Source organism: Stutzerimonas sp. NM35, from assembly GCF_054604355.1.
This window is the reverse complement of the sequence record NZ_CM137728.1, coordinates 1,878,175-1,900,663: the sequence shown is the minus strand read 5'-3', so window position 1 is coordinate 1,900,663 and position 22,489 is coordinate 1,878,175. Positions and strand designations below refer to the sequence as shown.

The window sequence follows — 22,489 nt, the reverse complement described above, 5'->3', positions numbered from 1 at the left end:
CCACGCCGGAGCGTGGGAACGATCGATGATCGCTACTAGCAAATGAGTTCGGCCTGCGTCTGGTGGGCCAAGGCCGGAGCGGTGCGCTCAAGTTCCGCCTGCAGCTCTGCCACCAAGACATCAACCCGACGTTGCGCCTGGGCTACCGAGGCAGCCAACAGTTCGCCACCGACTTCCTGGCCTTCGATCGCGATCTGGTGGATGCGAGTGATCCCGATAAACTCAAGCGCTGTCGCCAGGCTGGATTCCAGATGGTTCATATGTGCCATCTCCCCTCCGGCGCCAAAGCCTACGCCGCCCCTGGCGGTGAGGATGACCGCATGCCGTGGCCGCTCTGCGAGCAAGGGGACGTAGGGATCGATTGGTTTGGATTCGTCGACCTCAACCGTCCGGCCCAGACGCACCACCTGATCGACCCAGGCCTTGAGCGCCGCGGGCATGCTGAAGTTGTAAAGCGGCGTCCCGATTACCAGCACATCGGCTGCTATCAGCTCATCCACCAGTTGGTCGCTTTCCGCCAGCGCGTCCTTCATCCAAGGCTCACGGCGCTCTACCGGCGTGAAGGCCGAGGCGATCCAGTCATGGTCGATGAACGAGGGCGGGTTCTGGCCGATGTCTCGATAGGTCACGCTGTCCTGCGTATTGCGGGACAGCCATTGGCTGACGAAACGCTGGCTGAGATTGCGGCTGTGGGAGCCGTGGGCGTCCTTGCCGGCAAGGCCGGGGCGGGCGCTGGCATCGAGGTGCAGAAGGTGCGTCATGGTGGGTCTCCTCTGTAGATGAATTCATCTGTCATTCGCGGTAGACCCAGGCTAGGTTTAGGCTCTGTAAGCGACAAACGATCATTATTTCCGGGTACAGATGAGGAAAACTCAGCCATGGCGAACCGCCGCTTGCCCTCGCTTTCCGCCTTGCGCGCCTTCGAAGCGGCCGCCCGCCATGAGAGCGCCAAGCAGGCGGCGGAAGAACTGTCCGTCACCGCCACGGCCATCAGCCACCAGATTCGCTTGCTGGAAGAGTCGCTCGGCGTGGCGCTGTTCCTGCGCAAGCCCCGTAAGCTGGAACTGACCGACGCAGGGCGCGAACTGCATCAGGTGCTGGAAACGTCGTTCGACTCCATCGCCACAACCGTCGACCGCCTCAGCGCGGGGCCCTGCCGCCAGGCGATCACGCTCAGCACCACACCGGCGATAGCGGTCCGCTGGCTGGTGCCCTGGGTGTGCATGCTGCGCGATTCCCACCCGGAGATTGATCTGCGCTTTCATACCTCCCACGAACCGGTAGCGCTGGATGGCGTCACGGCCGATATCGCCGTCCGCTATGGCGACGGCCGCTGGCCGGGGCTGGTGGCGGAGAAGCTGTTCGACAACACCTTCGTCCCGACCTGCAGCCCGCTGCTTGGCTTGCATGACGTGGCAGAGCTGCCCAAGCACTCCCTGATCCATTTCCGCGCCCAGGGCGCGACGTCCGCCCCGATACATTGGGCGTCGTGGCAGAAACTGGCCAACGTGCCGGGTTTGGACGTCAGCGCCGGGCTGGTCTTCTCCGACGAAACCCACGCCATTTCAGCCGCCATCGGCGCGCAGGGCGTGGCCTTGATGAGTCGCCAGTTGATCGAGGATGAGTTGAGGGAAGGGCGGCTGGTGCAGCCCTTTGGGCCGGTGATGGAGGGGAAGCCGTTTCATCTCGTATATCCGGAGGGCCGGCGGGATGATCCGACGGTTTTGGCGGTGAGGGATTGGGTGATGAAGGTGCCGGGTGGGTTGTGTGAGCTGACTGGCTAGTTCGCCGCAGCGTAGGGTGGAAACGGCGAAGCCTTTTCCTCGCGTCGCTTCCAGGCTGCTCGCTTTTATTCAAAGGGTTATATGATGTCACTGTAGTGGCACAAGGAGGTTTCCCGAGGTATTCTCGCCAAAGTGAAAAATACATAGAAATATGTTGCTAATTGAATTTTGAAAAGTGTCTCCAACTATTGTGTGGTTCTATTTTTAGTAAGGGTGAGCGTATGGATATGATCGTCGAATTTTTTAAGTCTGATGTTGGTGTTTCTATTTCTTGGCTGTGTACCGTAATCGGAACAGTTTTCGGAATTTTGAAGGCTAAAGAGAATAAAGAACTAAGAGTTAAACTTGGAGCTTTAGAGGTTAAATTGGAGAGCATGGGGAACGATAACGTTGCTCTCTCGGGTGATGGGAATGTTTATACTAAGAGGAATTCTGGTGGAATGACAATAAATATGTAGGTTGGACTTTGGGGGTGGTGATGAATGGTGTTACGAAGACAGTAACTATAGAAAATTTAGCCGGTAACGTTAATATAGGTGATTCGCCTGAATACCAGGTCAATTCAGCTATTAGCGAGCTGCTTGTATGTCTTGCAAGTAAAGCATCTTCGTATGTTCGGCTTAATCGAAGGCCGACAGCGGAGACGGTACAAAAAATCCAACATAATAATCTTCGGGCGAGATCAAATATAATAAAGCAGTATCTTGAGCACTCCTCAAAAATAGAAGAGGCTTATAAAGATATGGATGTGCAAGTTCCTTTTGGGAAGGACTTGATTCTGCAGAATCTAAATGGGTTCTATTGCTCGGCTCTGGATGAGTTGGGTATAGATTACGTATGCGGCGCTGTTGATATTGAAAAGATCCGTGAAAACTCTATTTTTATTATTGATTTTGTAATCACGAGGTTGCGGAATTTTGTCTACGAATCGATGAATAAGCCGGCTTATAAAGAAAGCATAGAATTAGGAGTTAATGTGGTTGTGGCGCACGCTTTTATTGAGTGCGTGGTCATGGAGAATCCAGATGCTCCCTAGTCCAGGCTGTGATCCAGAAATAAACGTGTTAGTGCTTGGTGCAAGAATTCTGGAAAAAATTTTATCTGGAAAGGTTGAAATTGACTGGTTGTTAAATGTTTTTCCTTCAGAGGTTGGGGTTTCAGTTGATCATATTATTTTAAGTTTGGACTGGCTTTACATGATTGGTGCAGTTTATATTGAGGGTGAAAGGATTCGCGCATATGAAATTAATCAGTATTGAAATAAAGGTTGATGGCGAGTCGAGGCGTATAGTTGGTTTTCATGATGGACTCAACCTAGTGACAAATCGAAGAGGGGTAGGGCGGTCGGGGAATAGTGTGGGTAAGTCCACCCTCTCGAGAGTTTTTGACTTTTTGCTTTTGGGTTCGATTGACTCGATATATATAGATGAGGAATTTAAACGTCCAAACCAAGAGATTGAGGGTTTGTTTATCTCTCATGATGTTATTGCAGAGTTGGTGTTTTTAGGTGTAGATGGAAAGCTTCATCAATTGGCGCGAAATTTTGCCATAGGTGATAGAAAGCCGCGCTTTGTCTTTGATGGAAGCTTAGTGGAAGAAAGGGAATACGAAAGCAATATACAGAAATTTTGTTTTGATATATCTACGCGTAGGCCAACTGTGCGTTCTGTTGCTGCTAAGTTTGTCAGAAATGACAGTCATCGCATGCTCAATACAACGCACTTTTTAGATGTGCGTGCTGCAGCTAAAGAATACAGCGAATTGTACTTGTATTTGTTTGGGTTTCAGAATACTGAGTTGCTTACTCAGAAGCGAGATGCAAGTAATGCGGTCGGCCGACGTAAGAGGCAATCCCAAGCCCTCAACGCATTAGTTAAAGAGCAAAAGCCGGCGACCGAAATTGGAAATATTAAAAGGCAAGCGATTAAACTTGAGAATGATCTTCTTAAGTTTGATTATTCTCCGGAGTATTCGAATCCTGTGAGTCTTTTGCAGGAAATCCAAAAGGCTGAAGACGATGCTATAGGTCGCCTGCTGGCGGTTGAAAGGAAATTGCTGAACATCGAAAAGACCGTCGAAATTCTCAATGCTGAAAAAGGAGAGTATCTAGGCTCTGAATTAAGATCGATCTATAAGTACGCTGGTGTTAATGTTGATGGTGCTATCAGGGATCTTAATTCTGTACTCGGTCTACATAAAACACTGATCAGTCGGAAAAAGCAGTTCTTAGAAACTGGTTTGTCCGGCTTGGTAAATGAAAAAAATGAATATGGTGATCTATTAAAAAACCTTCAAGAAAAGAAATTGTCGATATTTTCCGATATGAGGTCTACAAGAAGCATAGAGAGTATTACAGAAAAATTGCGGGAGCTGGGGAAAGTAAAGGTTGAACTCGGCAAGCTGGAGGGTTTGCTGCTTCAGCAAAGTAAAGCGAAAAGCGAGTTGACGTCGGCTGAGAGCGTGTTGTCCGAAATTGTTGAGGAGATTGTTAAGGAACTCAAGATTGTCTACGAGTTTGAGGCTGTTTTGAATTCACAGTTTAAGGCTATTACCCGAGCAGTTCATGGGGAAGAGTACGGTGTTGACTTCAGTTTTGATGAGGCGTCGGGTTCTAGCTCTGTAGTTATAGAGAATGAAGTGACGAATCCAGAAGGGGGTAAAAAGAAGGCGGAGGTTATTGCTTTTGATTTTGCTTACATCAAGTCTGTGAGCTTATTGGATATACGTCGTCCTAAGTTTGTTTTTCATGACAGTATAGAAGATATTGATCATAAGCAGATTGATGAAATATTTACCTTCTCGAAGGGCTTGCCGGGTCAGCAGATAATTTCTTTGCTTTCTGACAAGTTTAGCGATGAGATATATAAAAAATATGAAGGAGATGTGGTGCTTTTTTTGGATGATGAAGATAAGTTTTTTAAAATATAGTGCTTTTTTTAAAAAAGGGGCTCTAGAAGAGCCCCTTTTTTAAGAGTTTGTCTGTTTTCAATCCCAGCTCAAAGCCCCACCCGTCTGATACTCAATAACCCGCGTCTCAAAGAAGTTCTTCTCTTTCTTGAGGTCCATGATCTCGCTCATCCACGGGAACGGATTGGTGGTGCCGGGATACTCCTCTTTTAGACCAATCTGCGTCAACCGACGGTTGGCGATGAACTTGAGGTAGTCCTCCATCATCGCGGCGTTCATGCCGAGCACACCGCGGGGCATGGTGTCGCGGGCGTATTCGATTTCCAGTTGGGTGCCCTGGAGGATCATCTGGGTCGCTTCGTCCTTCATGTCGGCGTCCCACAGGTGGGGGTTCTCGATCTTGATCTGGTTGATCACGTCGATGCCGAAGTTCAGGTGCATGGACTCGTCGCGCAGGATGTACTGGAACTGCTCGGCGGTGCCGGTCATCTTGTTGCGGCGGCCCATGGAGAGGATTTGGGTGAAGCCGCAGTAGAAGAAGATGCCTTCCAGCACGCAGTAGTAGGCGATGAGGTTGCGCAGGAATTCCTTGTCGGTCTCGACGGTGCCGGTCTGGAAGGTCGGGTCGGAGATCGAGCGGGTGTACTTGAGGCCCCAGGAGGCTTTCTTCGCGACGCTCGGAATCTCGTGGTACATGTTGAAGATCTCGCCTTCATCCATGCCCAGCGATTCGATGCAGTACTGGTAGGCGTGTGTGTGAATCGCCTCTTCGAAGGCCTGGCGCAGGATGTACTGGCGGCACTCGGGGTTGGTGATCAGGCGGTACACGGCCAGCACGAGATTGTTGGCGACCAGGCTGTCGGCGGTGGAGAAGAAGCCGAGGTTGCGCTTGACAATGCGGCGCTCGTCCTCGGAGAGGCCGTCCGGGCTCTTCCACAGGGCGATGTCGGCGTTCATGTTCACTTCCTGCGGCATCCAGTGGTTGGCGCAACCATCCAGATACTTCTGCCAGGCCCAGTCGTACTTGAAGGGTACGAGCTGGTTGAGGTCGGCGCGGGCGTTGATCATGCGCTTCTCGTCGACCTGGACGCGAGCGGATTCGCCTTCCAGTTCGTTGAGGCCTTCCTGGATGTCGAGGTCGTTCAGGGCCTGCTTGGCGCGGGCGATGGCAGCGGAGTCGTCAGCGGTGACGGCGCGGGCTTCTTCGACGGAGCCGGCGGCTTCGTTGTCCAGCTTGACGGTGTTTTGTTGCGCGGGCTGTGCGGCAGCGGCGGTCGGCGCGGCAGTGGTGGTTTCTTCTTCGTCGAATTCGTCCCAGCTCAGCATGGCGGTTTCTCCTGATTGGGGACCGGTGGTGGCCGGTCGGAAGTGTTCGGGTGGCTTTTGGTTTGCACGCAAAAGCGGGTGTTTTGTCGGGGGGGAGTGGTGCCCTGGTCCCGGTGTTCTGTATTAGGTCGGGGTTTAGGGCCGGCCTTTTGGTTGTCTGGTGGGGCTGCCCCTCACCCTGGCCCTCTCCCCGGAGGAGCGAGGGGATGGGTTTTGAGGTGGCTTCGGCTATGCGTTAACTCAGGTTGTGAGTTGGTGGATAGCGTTTCGCGAACAAGTTCGCTCCTACTGAAGAGCACGCTTATCAGCGGCAGCTCCGTGCGAGCGCGAAACTGAGCGAGTGAGCGCTAGGCGCCGGGTTGCTTTGGCCCCGGAGCGTACTGTTGTACGTGAGGAGCCGAAGCGGCCCGGCAACAACGCGGGCGCCGCTCAGGTTCGTGCGCCAGTTAACTCACTGGCAGGCTTCGCAGTCGGGTTCATCGATCGCACAAGCTTTTGGTACTGGTGCCGGGCCGGCGGACAGTTCAGGTGCCGGAGCCGCTTTTGCCGGACTGCCGCTGAAGCCGTCGCCGCTGCCGTTGGATACGGCATTGAGCTTGCCAGTGTTGACGGTGGATTTCTCGGTGCTGGTCGCGGCCAGGGCACGGAGGTAGTAGGTGGTTTTCAGGCCACGGTACCAGGCCATGCGGTAGGTCACGTCGAGCTTCTTGCCGCTGGCGCCGGCGATGTAGAGGTTCAGCGACTGCGCCTGGTCGATCCACTTCTGGCGGCGGCTGGCGGCATCGACGATCCACTTGGTTTCCACTTCGAAGGCGGTCGCGTAGAGGTCTTTGAGCTCCTGCGGGATGCGCTCGATCTGCTGCACGGAACCGTCGTAGTACTTGAGGTCGTTGATCATCACCGCGTCCCACAGGCCGCGCGCCTTGAGGTCGCGTACCAGGTAGGGGTTGATCACGGTGAATTCGCCAGACAGGTTCGATTTCACGTACAGGTTCTGGTAGGTCGGCTCGATGGACTGCGACACGCCGGTGATGTTGGCGATGGTCGCGGTCGGCGCGATGGCCATGATGTTCGAGTTGCGGATACCGTTCTTGACGCGGGCACGTACCGGGGCCCAGTCCAGGGACTCGGAAAGGTCGACGTCGATGTACTTCTGGCCACGGGCCTCGATGAGGATCTGCTGCGAATCCAGCGGCAGGATGCCCTGGCTCCACAGCGAACCCTGGAAGGTCTCGTAGGCGCCGCGCTCGTCGGCCAGGTCGCAGGAGGCCTGGATGGCGTAGTAGCTGACCGCTTCCATGGACTTGTCGGCGAAATCGATGGCGGCATCGGAGCCGTAGGGGATGTGCTGCAGGTACAGCGCGTCCTGGAAGCCCATGATGCCCAGGCCTACCGGGCGGTGCTTGAAGTTGGAATTGCGCGCCTGCGGCACCGAGTAGTAGTTGATGTCGATGACGTTATCGAGCATCCGCACGGCGGTGCGCACGGTGCGCGCAAGCTTTTCGGTGTCGAGCTTGCCATCGACGATGTGGTTCGGCAGGTTGACCGAGCCCAGGTTGCAGACGGCGATTTCGTCCTTGTTGGTGTTCAGGGTGATCTCGGTGCAGAGGTTGGAGCTGTGCACCACGCCGACGTGCTGCTGCGGGCTGCGCAGGTTGCACGGGTCCTTGAAGGTCAGCCAGGGGTGGCCGGTCTCGAACAGCATGGAGAGCATCTTGCGCCACAGGTCCTTGGCCTGCAGGGTCTTGTGGTTCTTGATCTTGCCGTACTCGATCAGGGCCTCGTAGTACTCGTAGCGCTCCTCGAAGGCCTTGCCGGTGAGGTCGTGCAGGTCGGGTACTTCGCTTGGCGAGAACAGGGTCCACTTGCCGTCGTCGAACACGCGCTTCATGAACAGGTCCGGAATCCAGTTGGCGGTGTTCATGTCGTGGGTGCGGCGGCGGTCGTCACCGGTGTTCTTGCGCAGTTCGAGGAATTCCTCGATGTCCAGGTGCCAGGTTTCCAGATAGGCGCAGACCGCGCCCTTGCGCTTGCCGCCCTGGTTCACGGCCACGGCGGTGTCGTTGACCACTTTCAGGAAGGGCACGACGCCCTGGGACTTGCCGTTGGTGCCCTTGATGTAGGCGCCCAAGGCGCGCACCGGGGTCCAGTCGTTGCCCAGGCCGCCGGCGAACTTGGAGAGCAGGGCGTTATCGCGGATGGAATCGTAGATGCCGCCCAGGTCGTCCGGCACGGTGGTCAGGTAGCAGGAGGACAGCTGCGGACGCAGGGTGCCGGCGTTGAACAGGGTCGGCGTGGAGGCCATGTAGTCGAAGCTTGAGAGCAGGTTGTAGAACTCGATGGCGCGGGCTTCTTTTTGCGACTCATCAATCGCAAGCCCCATCGCTACGCGCATAAAGAAGATCTGCGGCAGCTCGAAGCGGATGTTGTCCTTGTGGATGAAGTAGCGGTCGTAGAGCGTCTGCAGGCCGAGGTAGGTGAACTGCTGGTCCTGCTCGTGGTTGATCGCGGCGCCCAGCTTGGCCAGGTCGAATTCCTTCAGGCGCGGGTCGAGCAGCTCGAACTCCACACCTTTTTCCACGTAGGCCGGCAGCGCCTTGGCGTAGAGGTCGGCCATCTCGTGGTGGGTGGCGGCTTCGGCGACGTCGAGGAAGCCCAGCGCTTCGGCGCGCAGGGTGTCCATCAGCAGGCGGGCGGTGACGTAGGAGTAGTTCGGCTCGCGCTCGACCAGGGTGCGCGCGGTCATCACCAGGGCGGTGTTGACGTCGCTTTGGGCCACACCGTCATACAGGTTCTTCAGGGTTTCCTTCTGGATCAGCGCACCGTCGACTTCGGCGAGACCTTCGCAGGCTTCGTTGATGATGGTGTTCAGGCGGCCCAGGTCCAGCGGCGCCAGGCTGCCGTCGGTACGCTTGATGCGGATGCTCGGGTGGGCGTCGACCGGAGTATCGACGGCACCACGCTTGCGCTCCTGGCTACGCGCTTCGCGGTAGATCACGTAGTCGCGGGCGACCTTCTGCTCGCCGGCACGCATCAGGGCCAGTTCGACCTGGTCCTGGATTTCCTCGATGTGGATGGTGCCGCCCGAGGGCATGCGGCGCTTGAAGGTGGCGGTGACCTGCTCGGTCAGGCGCGCGACGGTATCGTGGATGCGCTTTGATGCGGCGGCGTTGCCGCCTTCCACGGCGAGAAAGGCCTTGGTGATGGCCACGGTGATCTTGTCATCGGTGTAGGCGACGACAGTGCCGTTGCGCTTGATCACGCGCAACTGGCCCGGCGCGGTGGCGGCCAGATCCAGCGTGGTCTCGGCTGCCTGCGGGTTCTCGCGAATGGAATCGTTCTGCATGGGGTCTCCGGATTCTCTCTGTCTCGATGGCACGTAAGGTTCGTACTTGCAATGAATACGCGCCGGCTTGCCGGCGCGGGACAACAAAAGGGAATTTCTCACCTGTCTGGGTGTGGCGAATCGATTGTCCCGAAGGATAGTCATCAGTCGTGAAGTTCACAACCTCAAAACACTACATGTAGTGTGAGCTGGTCCTCGGGTACACCATTTCTGGAATTGAGCACAATCAAGGGCGTTGGCGTCGGGAGCGCAGCCCGAAAGTGGTTTACCGGGTCTTCGAAAGGAGGATTTGGGCGGAAAGGCCGGGCTAAAATTATTTCGCTTGCTTTTGTCGTCAGTTGTGCTTGATGGCTCTTCTCAACCCAACATATGGGGTCTTTATCGTCAGGAGCGACACGATAATGCCGGGTTTCGCTTTGTGCAAGGCGCCAGGATTGAACAAGCTGTGGATAACATGTGGGTCGTTTGTGGGTTAAAAATCACCGGCCCGCACCACTGCCGGGTTAGCCGCCAACCGGACGAAATGCCCTTCGCCGGTGCCCGGTTCGCGGTTGGGAGTGTTTCCGGCCAAACACTACATATAGTGTTTTGTCAAAGTGGGTGGCGTGCCTGCCAAGGCGTTTAAAATGAGGGCTGGCTGGAAATGGGCAAGCCTGGTGCGACGGTTGCGGCGCTGCCCTGCGGTGCCGACGTGACGCTACAATGCCGCCGATGCTTCAGGGGGAGGGCGCATGGTGGATCAAGAGTCGTGGAACATCCTGATTGTCGAAGATGACCGGCGGTTGGCCGAGCTGACCCTGGAGTATCTCGAAGGCAACGGCTTGCAGGTATCGATCGAGGCCGATGGCGCCCAAGCGGTCGAACGCATCATCAACGAGCGGCCCGATCTGGTGGTGCTCGACCTGATGCTGCCGGGCGAAGACGGCCTGAGCGTCTGCCGCAAGGTGCGCGAGCGCTACGAGGGTCCGATCCTGATGCTGACCGCCCGCGCCGACGACCTCGATCAGGTACTGGGCCTGGAAACCGGCGCCGACGATTATGTCTGCAAACCGGTGCGTCCCCGGCTGCTGCTGGCGCGAATTCGCGCCCTGTTGCGGCGCCGCGAACATCTTGAAGCGCCAACCACGCACAGCAAGCGGCTGCAGTATGGCCCGCTGGTGATCGACAGTGCCCTGCGCGAGGCCTGGTTGCGCGGCGAGGGCATCGAACTGACCGGGGCGGAGTTCGACCTGCTCTGGCTGCTGACGTCCAATCCGGGGCGGATCATGTCCCGCGAGGAAATCTTTGCCGAACTGCGCGGTATCGAATACGACGGCCAGGATCGCTCAATCGATGTACGCATTTCGCGCATCCGGCCCCGCATCGGTGACGATCCCGAGCACCCGCGGTTGATCAAGACGGTGCGCGGCAAGGGCTACCTTTTCGTCTCCGAAGCGGCGCAAGCGCTGCAGTGAACTCCATCTTCCTGCGTATCTACGGCGGCATGCTCGCCGTACTGGTGCTGGTCGCGCTGCTGGGCGCGGGCGGTCTGCAGTTGCTCAACGAGGTACGTGCCGACCGCCATCGGGAGACGCTGGCCAGTGGCACCTTCCGCCTGATGGCGCACAACATGCAGAGCATGACGCCCATCGAGCGGCGCCAGGCGGCCAACCTCTGGGGCCGTCTGCTGGGCGTGCCATTGCGGGTGCGTACCCTGGATGACGTCAATCTGGAAAGCCGCCTGGAGGCGCGACTGCTGCGTGGGCAGGTGCTGGTGGAGAAACTGCGCCCGCACAGTACGACCGTCTTTGCGCTGGTCAGCGACACCGACAGGCTGGTGCTGACCGCCGAAGTCGAACAGATCAGCGAGCAACTGGCGCGTGCAACCATCTATCTGCTGATCGACGAACTGATCCGCTTTCCCGAAGACGAACAGCCGCAGCGCCTGGCCGAACTCAAGCAGACCCACGGTTTCGGCTATGCCCTCGAACTGCTCACGCGCGACAGCGCCAGCCTGGATGATGACCAGCGTCGTCGCCTTGACGAGGGTGATACGGTGATGGCACTGGACCGGGGCGGCGAGGCGATTCGCGTATTCGCGGCGGTATCCGGCACCTCCCGGATCATGGCGCTGGGACCGCTGTACCCGTTCAACCCCTATCCGCCGCACCTGTTGCTGCTGATCGGTGCGCTCGGGCTGACGCTGATCGGGCTGACGGTCTATCTGCTGGTGCGCCAGCTGGAGCGGCGTCTGCGCGAGGTGGAAAGTGCCGCCACACGCATCGCCAATGGCAACCTGGCCACGCGCGTGCCGGACGCCGGCACCGATTCGGTGGGGCAGCTGGCGAGGGCCTTCAATGGCATGGCCGTTCACCTGCAACGACTGCTGGCAGTGCAGCGCGAGATGGTCAGCGCGGTGGCCCACGAGCTGCGCACGCCGGTGGCGCGCCTGCGCTTCGGCCTGGAGATGACCGCCGAGGCGCAGAATGCCCAGGCGCGGGATAAATACCTGCAGGGCATGGACGCCGACATCGACGACCTCGACCGGCTGGTGGATGAAATGCTGGTCTATACCCGGCTTGAACGCGGCTCGCCAGCGCTGAATTTCCAGAACATCGACCTGGGCACGCTGGTCGATCAGGTGATCGTCGAGCTGGCGCCGTTGCGCACGGATATCCGGATCGAGTGTGGCGTTCGTGTGACGCTCGGTGATGACAGCCAGGTCGAGGCCGAGCCGCATTATCTGCGTCGGGCGTTGATCAATCTGGTCAGTAACGCCATGCGTCATGCCGAAACGCGGGTGCTGGTGAGCTTTGCACTGGATGCTGAACGGGCGAGTCTGAGCGTCGACGATGACGGGCCGGGCGTGCCGGAGGCGGATTGGGAGAAGGTATTCACGCCCTTCCTGCGCCTGGACGACAGTCGCACGCGGGCCTCCGGCGGGCATGGGCTGGGGTTGTCCATCGTGCGGCGGATTGCCTACTGGCACGGTGGCCGCGCGCAGATCAGCCGCAGTGAGCTGGGTGGCGCCTGCTTCAGCCTGGCCTGGCCGCGCAAACAGATTGTCCCGTAGGGCCGAATTCATTCGACCGCAGGGGGGCACACAGGCCGAACACGTTCGGCGTTGCGGTGTGATCCTCTTGCGAAGCGACGGCCTATCTCGGGATGCTGACGAGGCTCAGCAGGTAATCCTCGAACTGTACGAACTGCCCCTCCAGTTCGGTGCCGCTTTTCCACTCTTGCGAAAGGTCATTCAACAGACGCAGGCATACATGGCCGCTGCTGTCGTGGTGGAGCAACTCGGCTTCCTGGAAATAGAAGCGCTTGTGCACCAGGGGATAGAGCGCCTTGAACAGGCTTTCCTTGATCGAGAAGGTCAGGGTCACCCGCAGCGCACGCTGCGTGTCATCCAGCGCGGCGTAGCCTTCCTGCTCGCGGGGGGTGAGGATTTCGCCGACCAGGCGGTCGGCGCGTGCCACCGGCAGCAGCCTTTCCACATCCAGCCCCAGCCCGCGCCACTGCTCGTTGCGCGCGGCCACCGCTGCCGCCCAGCCAGCACCGTGGGTGATGGAGCCGACCACGCCTGTGGGCCAGCAGGGCGCGCGGTCTTCGCCAATGGCGGGTATGCCCGCTACGCCGGTGACCCTGCGCAGCGCTTCGTGGGCGCAGAGGCGTCCGGCGAGAAATTCGGTCTGGCGCTTGCTCACCGCGTCCGGTATCGGAATGTCCCAACGGCTGAAATCCTCGGCCTCCAGCAGGCTTGGGTCGAAACGGGTGCTGAGCAACCGCACGCCGGGCAGGGCGCGTGGCAGGGGCCAGTGCTCGAGCAGCGGCGAGCAGCAGGCGGGATGGGACGGTTGAGGGCTCATCGGGCTCATGTCTCCGAGGCCACGGCGGCTTCGTCGGGCCGGGCGAGGATCTTCGGGGCGGCTGCGAGAATCTGCCGCGAGAGGTTTTCCATTCTGGGTGATTGCACCTTCCAGGTGTGCCAGTACAGCGAGATGTCCAGCGGCGCAGCGCCGGCCAGATCGACCAGGGTGCCCTGGGTCAGGGCCTCGTGCAGCAGCAGTTCCGGCACCATGCCGTAACCCAGGCCAAAGCGGATGGCATTGAAGCGCGCTTCGGTGCCGGGCACGTAGTGGCAGGGATAGGCGCCTTCCGGCAGGCCCAGCTGGCGCAGCAGGAAGGATGAGGTGAGGCGGTCCTTGCGGGTATAGGCGACCACCGGGGCCTTGCGCGCCGCGTTGCGGGTCAGGCCGTTGGCGAAGTACTGCTGGCGAAATTCGCTTGAGGCCACCAGGCGATAGCGCATGCTGCCCAGCGGGCTTGCGCTGCAGCCACGCATGGGTTTGGGCTCGGTGCTGATGCAGCCGATGGCCAGGCCGGTTTCCAGCAGGCTGTAGGTGTGGTCCTGGTCTTCGACGGTCAGGTCGAGCAGCACCCGTTCGCGCATCAGCACCTCGGCCAGGGCCGGGAAGAACCAGGTGCCGAGGCTGTCGGCATTCAGCGCTGCGACCACCACCAGCGGTGCGTCGCTGCGCTCGGCCAGGTCGGCCAACAGATCGGCCTCCAGCAGGGTGGCGCGCTTGAGGTATTGCAGCAGCCGCTGGCCGATCTCGGTCGGGCGACAGGGACGGCTGCGTACCACCAGGGCGTTGCCCAGGGTGCTTTCCAGGGCGCGCACGCGCTGCGAAATCGCCGGTGGCGTCAGGTGCAGGTGCACAGCGGCCTGCTCGAAGCTGCCAGTCCTGATGACGGCGCGGAAGGCCTCGGTCTGTCGGGGGTCGAGATGCACGGCGCGCTGCTCCGGTTAAGTAAATATTTGTATTGCCTAAATTTGCTTAGCTACAACAGTTCAGGCGCAGTGTGCCTCATAATCGCGCCGCCTTTCACCCTGCCCGTTCTGGAGTTGCCGTGACCCTGTTGCACACTATCTATCTGATCGCGATCACGGCCGAGGCCATGTCCGGGGCCATCATGGGCATGCGGCGCGGCATGGACCTGTTCGGCATCTGCCTGCTGGGCACCGTCACCGCGCTTGGCGGCGGCACGGCGCGTGACGTGTTGCTGGGGCACTATCCGGTGGGCTGGATCGCCAATCCCGAATACCTCAGCTTCACCATCGGCGCGGCCATCGTCACCGCCATGATCGCGCGGCATATGCATCACCTGCGCCAGGTGTTTCTGCTGGTCGATGGCCTGGGGCTGGTGGCTTTCACGGTCATCGGCTGCGGCGTGGCGATGGAAATGGAGGCGCACCCGTCCATCGTGGTGCTGGCCGGGGTGATCACCGGTATCTTCGGCGGTCTGCTGCGCGACATCCTCTGCAACCAGGTGCCGCTGGTGCTGCAGCGCGAACTCTATGCCACGGTGGCGCTGTTCACTGGCGTGTTCTACGTGGGCATGCTCTGGCTGGAGGTCAACAGCTCGGTCGCGACATTACTGGCCCTGGGCAGCGGTTTCCTGTTCCGCGTGCTGGCCATGAGTTTTGGCTGGAAACTGCCGGACTTCAACGGCAAGGACATTCGCGGCCTGGACTGATTCAGCTGACTCCAGCCGTTCGGTCAGGTGACAGGGCAGATTCCCCTTCGTCGAGCCGCTACACTGCCAAGCTGGCAATCATGGGAATGGATCCATGCTCAAGGACCTGGGAATAAAGAGTCGTGTAGTGCTGCTGACGTTGCTGCCGGGGACCGCGCTGGCGCTGGTGCTCGGGGCGTATTTCTCCTGGATGCAGCTGAGCGAGATGCGTCACCAGCTCGATGAACGCGGCCAGCTGATTGCCACGCAGCTGGCACCGCTGGCCGCGCCGGCCATGGCGCAGGGCTATGGTCGGCGCCTGCAGCGTATTCTCAACCAGGTGCTCGACCAGCCGGATGTGCGTGCGGTAACGGTGCTTGGTATCGAGCGCAACCTGCTCGCCCACGCCGGGCCGAACATGGTCACGCCCTCGCCGCCAGCCGACCCCGAAGCCCTGACCCAGGTCAGCAGCCTCGACACCACACGTATTCTGCTGCCGATACTGGGCAAGCATCTGAACCTTGCCGGGGACACCCAGAACAGCGATTTGCGACAGATTGGCTGGCTGGAGCTGGAGTTGTCGCACGAGGGTACGCTGTTGCGTGGCTACCGCAGCATGTTCACCAGCCTGCTGCTGATCAGCGCCGGGCTGGTCATTACCGCAATGCTGGCGCTACGCATGAGCACCGCCATCAGCAAGCCGCTGCATCGGGTCAAGGTGGCTGTGGCGCAACTTCGGGACGGCCATCTTGAAACCCGCCTGCCGGCATTGGGCAGTCACGAGATGGACGAGCTGGCCGCCGGCATCAACCGCATGGCCGAGGCCCTGCTCAGCGCTCGCGAGGAATTGCAGCAGAGCATCGATCAGGCCACCGAGGATGTACGGCAGAACCTGGAAACCATTGAAATCCAGAACATCGAACTCGATCTGGCGCGCAAGGAAGCCCTGGAGGCGAGCCGGATCAAGTCCGAGTTCCTCGCCAACATGAGCCACGAAATCCGCACGCCGCTCAACGGCATTCTCGGCTTCACCCATCTGTTGCAAAAAAGCGACCTGACGCCGCGTCAGCAGGATTACCTGGCGACCATCGAACAGTCCGCCGACAGCCTGCTGGGCATCATCAACGAGATTCTCGACTTCTCCAAGATCGAAGCCGGCAAGCTGATACTGGAAAACGTACCCTTCAATCTGCGTGACCTGATCGAGGAAACCCTGACCATCCTCGGCCCGGCGGCGCATGCCAAGCAGCTGGAACTGGTCAGCCTGGTCTATCGCGACACGCCGCTGTCGCTGGTGGGCGATCCGCAGCGGCTCAAGCAGATATTGACCAACCTGGTCAGCAATGCCATCAAGTTCACCAATGAAGGCACCATCGTGGTTCGCGCCATGGTCGAGGACGAGCGTGCGGATCGTGCGCAATTGCGCATCAGCGTGCAGGACACCGGCATCGGTTTGACCGATCAGGACCTGCGGGCGCTGTTCCAGGCCTTCAGCCAGGCGGACAACTCGCTGTCGCGCCAGCCGGGCGGTACCGGCCTGGGGCTGGTGATTTCCAAGCGCCTGGTGGAACAGATGGGTGGTGAGATCGGGGTCGACAGCATTCCCGATGAGGGCTCCGAATTCTGGATCAGCCTGAGCCTGCCCAGAGCTCACGACGATATTGAAGACTTGCCGCGTCCGGCCCTGCTGGGGCGTCGGGTCGCGCTGCTCGAACAGCACCCGCTGGCCCGCGAGGCGCTGCGGCACCAGCTGGAAAGCTGTGGCCTGAAAGTGCTGCCGTTCGACAGTCTGGATCAGTTGCAGGAAGCGGTAGCCGCGCAGCGAGCAGGCGAACAGCCGGTCGAAGCTGCCGTGCTTGGCGTGACCGGTCGCGAAATTGCGCCTGCGCAACTGCGTCAGCGCCTGTGGGAGTTCGAAGGGCTCGGCTGCAAGTGCATCGTGCTATGCCCGACCAGCGAGCAGGCGCAGTTTCATGAAGCGCTGCCCGAATCCCACACCCATGCCCAGTTGCAGGGCAAGCCTGCCTGCACGCGCAAACTGCAGCGGATACTGCTCGATCTGTTGCATCCGCAGCAGGGCTTGGTCGAATCTCCGCTGGTGAGTACAAGCCGTCCGCCACGGGTACTCTGTGTCGACGACAACCCCGCCAATCTGCTGCTGCTGGAAACCCTGCTGATCCATATGGGTGGTGAGGCTGAGGCGGTGAGCAGTGGGCAGGAAGCGCTTGAGGCCGTCAGGCGCAAAACCTTCGACATGGTGTTCATGGATATGCAGATGCCTGGCATGGACGGTCGCCAGGCCACCGAGGCGATCCGCCAATGGGAGGCCGATAGCGGTCAACCGCCCCTTCCGGTTGTTGCGCTCACCGCACACGCGCTGTCCAGCGAGAAGCGTTCGCTGCTGCAGAGCGGACTGGATGACTATCTGACCAAGCCGATCAGCGAACGGCAGCTGGCGCAGGTGGTGCTGAAGTGGACCGGCTTGCCATTGCCTCGCAGCGTTGGTGTTGCGCCTGTCGAGCAGGCACCACCCGAAAACAACCTCAAGGTGCTGGATACAGAAGAGGGTTTGCGCCTGGCGGCGGGCAAGCCTGATCTGGCGGCAGAAATGATCAGCATGTTGCTGGCCTCTCTGGAGAGTGATCGCCTGTCCATCCGTGAGGCGCGGTTAGGGGATGACCGCCAGGCATTGATCGACCGTGTGCATCGGCTGCATGGTGCTACGCGCTATTGCGGAGTTCCGCAGCTGCGTGCGGCTTGCGAGCGCAGCGAGATCCTGCTCAAGCAGGATCACCCCAACGCCGCCCATGCCCTGGATGAACTGGATATGGCCATTGACCGGCTGCAGCAGGAAACCCGGATCGCCTAGCGCTCAACACGGCATGGGCTGTTCGATCGGGCGCGGACCTTGGCCCAACCTCCATTCGCGGCTTCAGGGCCGTAGGTCGGTCACGCTTCACCGACCCGACAGGTGGGGCCGAGGTGATTCGCCGGATTACGCCTCGCTTTGTCGGATTAGGCCTTCGGAAACCCGGATTACGCCTTCGGCTAATCCAGGCTACGGTCTGTATCCCCACACGTAAGGTGATCCCGGACGTAGGTCGGGTCACGCTTTATCGACCCGACGGACGGGGCCGAGGTCATTCGCCGGATTACGCCTCGCCCTGTGGGATTAGGCCTTCGGAAACCCGGATTACGCCTTCGGCTAATCCAGGCTACGGTCGGTATCCCCACACGTAACGTGATGCCGGATGTAGTTTCGTAGGTCGGGTTACGCTTCACCAACCCGACGAGCGGGCTCTCAGGCACTAGCGCTATTCCCCCATCACCACGCCTTCGCGGCGTGGGTCGGCGCCGCCGAACCAGCCGTTTTCCGTGCGCTGGATGGCTTGCAGGCCGCTGGTCAATGGCGTTTCCGTGACCTTGTGACCGCGTGCTTCAAGCGCTTTGACGGTGCTTGCCGGAAAACGACCGGCCTCCAGCACCGTCGGCCCGTTGAAGCTGCCGAAGTTCGGCAGGTCGATTGCCCGCTGTGCATCCAGCCCCCAGCCATACAGGCCCAGCAGCGTTTTCGCGGTGAAGTGGATGATCGCCGAGCCGCCGGGTGAGCCCACGCTGGCCAGTAGTCGATTATCCTCGGCATCGAAGACCAGCGTCGGGTTCATGCTTGAACGCGGGCGCTTGTTCGCTTCGACGCGGTTGGCCACGGGCCGGCCTTCGGCATCACGCGGGATGAAGGCGAAATCGGTGAGTTCGTTGTTCATCAGATAGCCGCCCGGCAGGCCGGTGCCGCCGTCGTTGAGCAGGCGCGAGCCGAAGGCCTGCTCGATGCTGGCGGTCATCGCCAGCGCATTGCCTTGCGCATCGACGATACTGATATGGCTGGTGCCGTACTCGGGCTGTTCGGGTTGCGCGGCGAACGCGATGGGCATCGATCCCGGCTTGCCGGCTTTGGCCGTTTTCATGCTGCGTTCGCCGATCAGGGCGGCGCGTTGTTGCAGATAGCCGGGTGCGAGCAGGCTGTTCCAGTCACCGCCGGGAGGCGGCACGAAATCCGGGTCGGCCAGATAGTGCGCACGGTCGGCGTAGGCCAGCCGTGCCGCTTCGGTGTAGCGATGCAGAAAGTCGGCGGAAGGCACGCCATGCTCAAGCGCCGGGAGCGGTGACAGCTGCTCCAGCATCCCCAGAATCTGCATTTGGGTGATGTGCCCCGAGGAAGGCGGCGGGAAACCGCAGACCCGGTAACGCTGTTGCCAGAGGGTGCAGATGGCGTCGAGTTGACGGGGCGTGTAGTCGTTCAGGTCAGCAAGCGTCAGGTATCCCGGGTTGTCTGGGTGCTGCCTCACTTGAGCAATCAGTGCTTCGGCGCTGCGCCCACTGTAGAAAGCTGCGCTGCCCTGATCGGCAATCTCTCGGAGTAGCGCGGCGAGAGCGGGATTGCGCAGGCGGTGACCGACCGGCAATGGTGAGCCATCCGCCTGGTAATAGAAGCTGGCAGCCTGCGGGTTGTTGCGCAGTGCCGGGTCGCGTGCGAGCAGGGCGTGCAGGCGCGGACTGATTTCGAAGCCGTTTTCAGCGAGGTCTATGGCGCTCTGGAACAGGTCTTTCCAGGGCAGCCTGCCATGCTCCCCGTGGGCCAGTTCGAGCATCTTCAGAACGCCGGGAACCCCCACCGAGCGGCCACCCGCCACAGCCTGGAGAAAGCCCATCGGCGTGCCATCGGCGCTGATGAAGAGATTTTCATCCACGCCTGCCGGTGCCGTTTCACGGCCATCGAAGGCGGCGACCCGTTCGCCATCCCAGTGCAGCAGGTAGGCACCGCCGCCAATGCCGCTCGATTGCGGCTCGACCAGGGTCAGCACCATCTGCACAGCGATGGCGGCATCCAGTGCGCTGCCACCGGCCTTGAGGATCTCGTAGCCCGCTTCGGTGGCCAGCGGGTTGGCGGCGGCCACTGCGAAACGCTCGACGGCCCAACCGGGCTTGTGGGTGAAGCCGCTGGCGGCTTCAGGGGCAATCCTGGGCGTTTCAGGGGAATGCCGCGGAACATGGCAGGCACTCGCACCGATCAGCAGCAGGCCTGAAAGAAGTGCGATGCGTGCGTTGAACATGGCGATTCACCCATTGGCGATAAGGTCGGCTCGACAGCTTACAGAAAAGCCGCCGGTGTGATCGTTCCCGGCCGGCGGGTGCCGTCGAGCGCTCTCCCGCCTCAAAGCAATGCCCGTTGGCGGTCGTTGCCGGTATCATGTGCGCCTTTTCACGCCGTGCGGTTCTACCACGCCATGACTATTCAGTACGCGACCATTGCCGATTGCGTCGGCAACACACCGCTGGTGCGCCTGCAGCGCCTGCCCGGTGAAACCAGCAACACGCTGCTGGTCAAGCTCGAAGGCAACAACCCGGCCGGTTCGGTGAAGGACCGCCCTGCGCTGTCGATGATTGCCCGCGCCGAAGCACGGGGCGACATCAGCCCCGGCGATACCCTGATCGAGGCGACCTCCGGCAATACCGGCATTGCCCTGGCCATGGCGGCGGCGATCAAGGGTTACAAATTCATCCTGATCATGCCGGACAACTCCAGTGCCGAGCGCAAGGCGGCGATGACCGCCTATGGCGCCGAGCTGATTCTGGTGAGCAAGGAAGAGGGCATGGAAGGTGCCCGCGACCTGGCGCTGAAGATGCAGGCCGAAGGCCGTGGCAAGGTGCTCGACCAGTTTGCCAATGGCGACAATCCCGAGGCGCATTACAGCAGCACCGGCCCGGAAATCTGGCAGCAGACCGGCGGCAGCATCACCCATTTTGTCAGCTCCATGGGCACCACAGGCACCATCATGGGTGTTTCGCGCTACCTCAAGGAACAGAACCCGGCGATCCAGATCGTCGGCCTGCAACCCATGGAAGGCGCGGCGATTCCCGGCATCCGCCGTTGGCCGCAGGAATACCTGCCGAAGATCTATCAGGCCGAGCGGGTTGATCGAGTGGTCGACATGTCCCAGGCCGAGGCCGAGCAGGTGATGCGTCGGCTCGCGCGCGAGGAAGGTATCTTCTGCGGCGTGTCCTCGGGCGGTGCGGTGGCGGCGGCGTTGCGCCTTTCGCAGGAAGTTGAAAATGCGGTGATCGTCGCGATCATTTGCGACCGGGGCGACCGTTATCTGTCGACCGGCGTCTACGACGAACCCCAATGAGCAGCGCTGTCTTGAGTAACGTAAGCCTGATTGGCTGGAGCAACTGATGGCCAGACACGGCGGCGGCTTACGCTTCCAACCCAGCGGTGGCGAGAGAAAGCTGCAGATTCCGGTGGGCAAAAAACAGCGCCTGAACGTCGAACGCCTGTCCAACGATGGGCGCGGCATTGCCTTTGTCGAGGGACGAACCTGGTTTGTCGAGGGCGCCTTGCCCGGTGAAGAGGTCGAGGCGCGTGTGCTGGCGGCGCGCAGCAAGGTGGTCGAGGCGCGTAGCGAGCGGGTGTTGAGCCCCAGCACGCAGCGTCGTGCCGAGCCCTGTGTCCATGCGCGAACTTGTGGCGGCTGCAACCTGCAGCATTTGCCGGCCAGTGATCAGCTGGCGCTCAAGCAGCGCAGCCTCGCAGATCAACTCGCGCGCCAGGCCGGGATCGAGCCGAAGGCCTGGGCGCCTGCGCTGAGCGGTCCCGAGTTCGGTTATCGCCGGCGAGCCCGGCTGGCGGTGCGCTGGGATGCAGGTTCGCAGCGGCTGGACGTAGGTTTTCGTGCCGCTGCCAGCCAGGATATCGTTTCCATCCGTGAATGCCTTGTACTGGTACAACCCTTGCAGGCGCTGTTGCCCGCTTTGCTGGCGACGCTGCGCGCTCTGGAAAACCCCCAGGTGCTGGGGCATGTAGAACTGTTCAGTGGCTTCGCCGATGCCGTGCTGGTTCGCCACACGGCGGCGCTGGCGTCGGCGGATCTGCAACGCTTGACGGACTTTGCGCGGGAGCAGGGTGTTCAGCTCTGGCTGCAGGGTAAAGGTCTGCCGCAGCCGCTTGAGCCGGACTCTGCGCTGGGGTATCACCTGCCTGAATGGGATGTGCAGCTGGACTGGCGACCCGGTGATTTTGTCCAGGTCAACGCCCCGGTGAACGAGGCGATGATCGCCCAGGCGCTCGACTGGCTGGCGCCCGAAGCCGGGGAGCGGGTGCTGGATCTGTTTTGTGGTCTGGGCAATTTTGCTTTGCCGCTGGCACGCAACGGCGCGGAAGTCGTGGCGGTCGAAGGGGTGGGTGAAATGGTCGAACGTGCCCGCACCAATGCGGTGCGTAACGGCCTGCCCAGTGCGCACTTTTACCAGGCGGATCTGTCGAAGCCGCTGCTCGAGGCAGAATGGTCGAATGGCGGCTTTGCTGCAGTACTGCTGGACCCGCCACGTGACGGTGCCTTGGAGCTGGTCAGGCAGATGTCTACTTTAGGCGCACGGCGCGTGGTTTATGTTTCGTGCAACCCTGCGACGTTGGCGCGTGATGCAGCCGAGCTGGTCCGTCAGGGTTATCTACTCGAACGGGCCGGTGTGCTGGACATGTTTCCGCAAACAGCGCATGTAGAGGCGATGGCGCTTTTCGTGCGACCCGTGTAGCGGGTATTTTCGGCGGGCGAGTAGCCTGCCAGTTCAA

The 22,489-nt window shown here is 60.3% G+C and carries 17 protein-coding genes; 11 read left to right on the top strand and 6 right to left on the bottom strand.

Going from position 1 to position 22,489, the window contains the following annotated elements:
- Positions 1-35: 35 nt before the first annotated feature.
- Positions 36-761 (bottom strand): FMN-dependent NADH-azoreductase, encoded by a 726-nt coding sequence (locus ACYCFC_RS08915; protein WP_459653724.1) that lies wholly within the window; start codon positions 759-761, stop codon positions 36-38.
- Positions 762-878: 117 nt separating this feature from the next.
- Here ACYCFC_RS08915 and ACYCFC_RS08910 point away from each other — a divergent pair, with 117 nt between their 5' ends.
- From ACYCFC_RS08910 to ACYCFC_RS08890, 5 genes are all read left to right on the top strand, one after another.
- On the top strand, positions 879-1,784 hold the full coding sequence (locus tag ACYCFC_RS08910) for a LysR substrate-binding domain-containing protein (protein WP_459653723.1): 906 nt from the start codon (positions 879-881) through the stop codon (positions 1,782-1,784).
- Between the two features lie 221 nt (positions 1,785-2,005).
- Positions 2,006-2,242: a hypothetical protein gene (locus tag ACYCFC_RS08905; RefSeq protein ID WP_459653722.1), complete on the top strand. Its 237-nt coding sequence runs from the start codon at positions 2,006-2,008 to the stop codon at positions 2,240-2,242.
- Between the two features lie 20 nt (positions 2,243-2,262).
- Positions 2,263-2,820, top strand: a complete 558-nt coding sequence (locus tag ACYCFC_RS08900) for a hypothetical protein (RefSeq protein WP_459653721.1) — start codon at positions 2,263-2,265, stop codon at positions 2,818-2,820.
- Complete coding sequence (locus ACYCFC_RS08895) at positions 2,810-3,043, top strand: ABC-three component system middle component 6 (RefSeq protein ID WP_459653720.1); 234 nt, start codon at positions 2,810-2,812, stop codon at positions 3,041-3,043. Before ACYCFC_RS08900 ends, ACYCFC_RS08895 begins: the two co-directional genes overlap by 11 nt.
- A complete protein-coding gene (locus ACYCFC_RS08890; protein WP_459653719.1) occupies positions 3,024-4,712 on the top strand; it encodes a DUF2326 domain-containing protein in 1,689 nt (562 codons plus the stop codon). Before ACYCFC_RS08895 ends, ACYCFC_RS08890 begins: the two co-directional genes overlap by 20 nt.
- A 57-nt stretch (positions 4,713-4,769) precedes the next feature.
- Here the strand turns inward: ACYCFC_RS08890 and ACYCFC_RS08885 are convergent, their stop codons facing one another.
- Together ACYCFC_RS08885 and ACYCFC_RS08880 are read right to left on the bottom strand one after the other, a co-directional pair.
- Positions 4,770-6,017: a ribonucleotide-diphosphate reductase subunit beta gene (locus ACYCFC_RS08885; protein WP_459653718.1), complete on the bottom strand. Its 1,248-nt coding sequence runs from the start codon at positions 6,015-6,017 to the stop codon at positions 4,770-4,772.
- Between the two features lie 451 nt (positions 6,018-6,468).
- On the bottom strand, positions 6,469-9,363 hold the full coding sequence (locus tag ACYCFC_RS08880; protein WP_459653717.1) for a ribonucleoside-diphosphate reductase subunit alpha: 2,895 nt from the start codon (positions 9,361-9,363) through the stop codon (positions 6,469-6,471).
- A gap of 734 nt (positions 9,364-10,097) precedes the next feature.
- Here ACYCFC_RS08880 and ACYCFC_RS08875 point away from each other — a divergent pair.
- Positions 10,098-10,817: a response regulator gene (locus tag ACYCFC_RS08875; protein WP_459653971.1), complete on the top strand. Its 720-nt coding sequence runs from the start codon at positions 10,098-10,100 to the stop codon at positions 10,815-10,817.
- Entirely contained in the window at positions 10,814-12,415 is a 1,602-nt protein-coding gene (locus ACYCFC_RS08870) for an ATP-binding protein (RefSeq protein WP_459653716.1), read from the top strand. The genes ACYCFC_RS08875 and ACYCFC_RS08870 overlap by 4 nt, the downstream gene beginning before the upstream one ends.
- Before the next feature lie 82 nt (positions 12,416-12,497).
- Here the strand turns inward: ACYCFC_RS08870 and ACYCFC_RS08865 are convergent, their stop codons facing one another.
- Together ACYCFC_RS08865 and ACYCFC_RS08860 are read right to left on the bottom strand one after the other, a co-directional pair.
- Positions 12,498-13,211 (bottom strand): 4'-phosphopantetheinyl transferase family protein, encoded by a 714-nt coding sequence (locus ACYCFC_RS08865; protein ID WP_459653715.1) that lies wholly within the window; start codon positions 13,209-13,211, stop codon positions 12,498-12,500.
- Between the two features lie 5 nt (positions 13,212-13,216).
- A complete protein-coding gene (locus ACYCFC_RS08860; protein ID WP_459653714.1) occupies positions 13,217-14,137 on the bottom strand; it encodes an HTH-type transcriptional regulator ArgP in 921 nt (306 codons plus the stop codon).
- 119 nt (positions 14,138-14,256) lie between these two features.
- Between ACYCFC_RS08860 and ACYCFC_RS08855 the strand changes: the two genes are divergently transcribed.
- Together ACYCFC_RS08855 and ACYCFC_RS08850 are read left to right on the top strand one after the other, a co-directional pair.
- Complete coding sequence (locus tag ACYCFC_RS08855) at positions 14,257-14,883, top strand: TRIC cation channel family protein (protein WP_181082610.1); 627 nt, start codon at positions 14,257-14,259, stop codon at positions 14,881-14,883.
- Between the two features lie 94 nt (positions 14,884-14,977).
- The gene (locus ACYCFC_RS08850) at positions 14,978-17,731 is read left to right on the top strand and encodes a response regulator (protein ID WP_459653713.1); all 2,754 of its coding nucleotides are present in this window, start codon (positions 14,978-14,980) and stop codon (positions 17,729-17,731) included.
- A gap of 445 nt (positions 17,732-18,176) precedes the next feature.
- Here ACYCFC_RS08850 and ACYCFC_RS08845 read toward each other — a convergent pair whose 3' ends face one another.
- A complete protein-coding gene (locus tag ACYCFC_RS08845; RefSeq protein WP_459653712.1) occupies positions 18,177-19,973 on the bottom strand; it encodes a gamma-glutamyltransferase family protein in 1,797 nt (598 codons plus the stop codon).
- 174 nt (positions 19,974-20,147) lie between these two features.
- Between ACYCFC_RS08845 and cysM the strand changes: the two genes are divergently transcribed.
- Together cysM and rlmD are read left to right on the top strand one after the other, a co-directional pair.
- Positions 20,148-21,050 carry a cysteine synthase CysM gene (gene cysM / locus ACYCFC_RS08840; protein WP_459653711.1) on the top strand — a complete coding sequence of 301 codons (903 nt, stop codon included), beginning with the start codon at positions 20,148-20,150 and terminating at the stop codon, positions 21,048-21,050.
- A gap of 46 nt (positions 21,051-21,096) precedes the next feature.
- Entirely contained in the window at positions 21,097-22,452 is a 1,356-nt protein-coding gene (rlmD, locus tag ACYCFC_RS08835) for a 23S rRNA (uracil(1939)-C(5))-methyltransferase RlmD (protein WP_459653710.1), read from the top strand.
- Positions 22,453-22,489 lie beyond the last annotated feature (37 nt).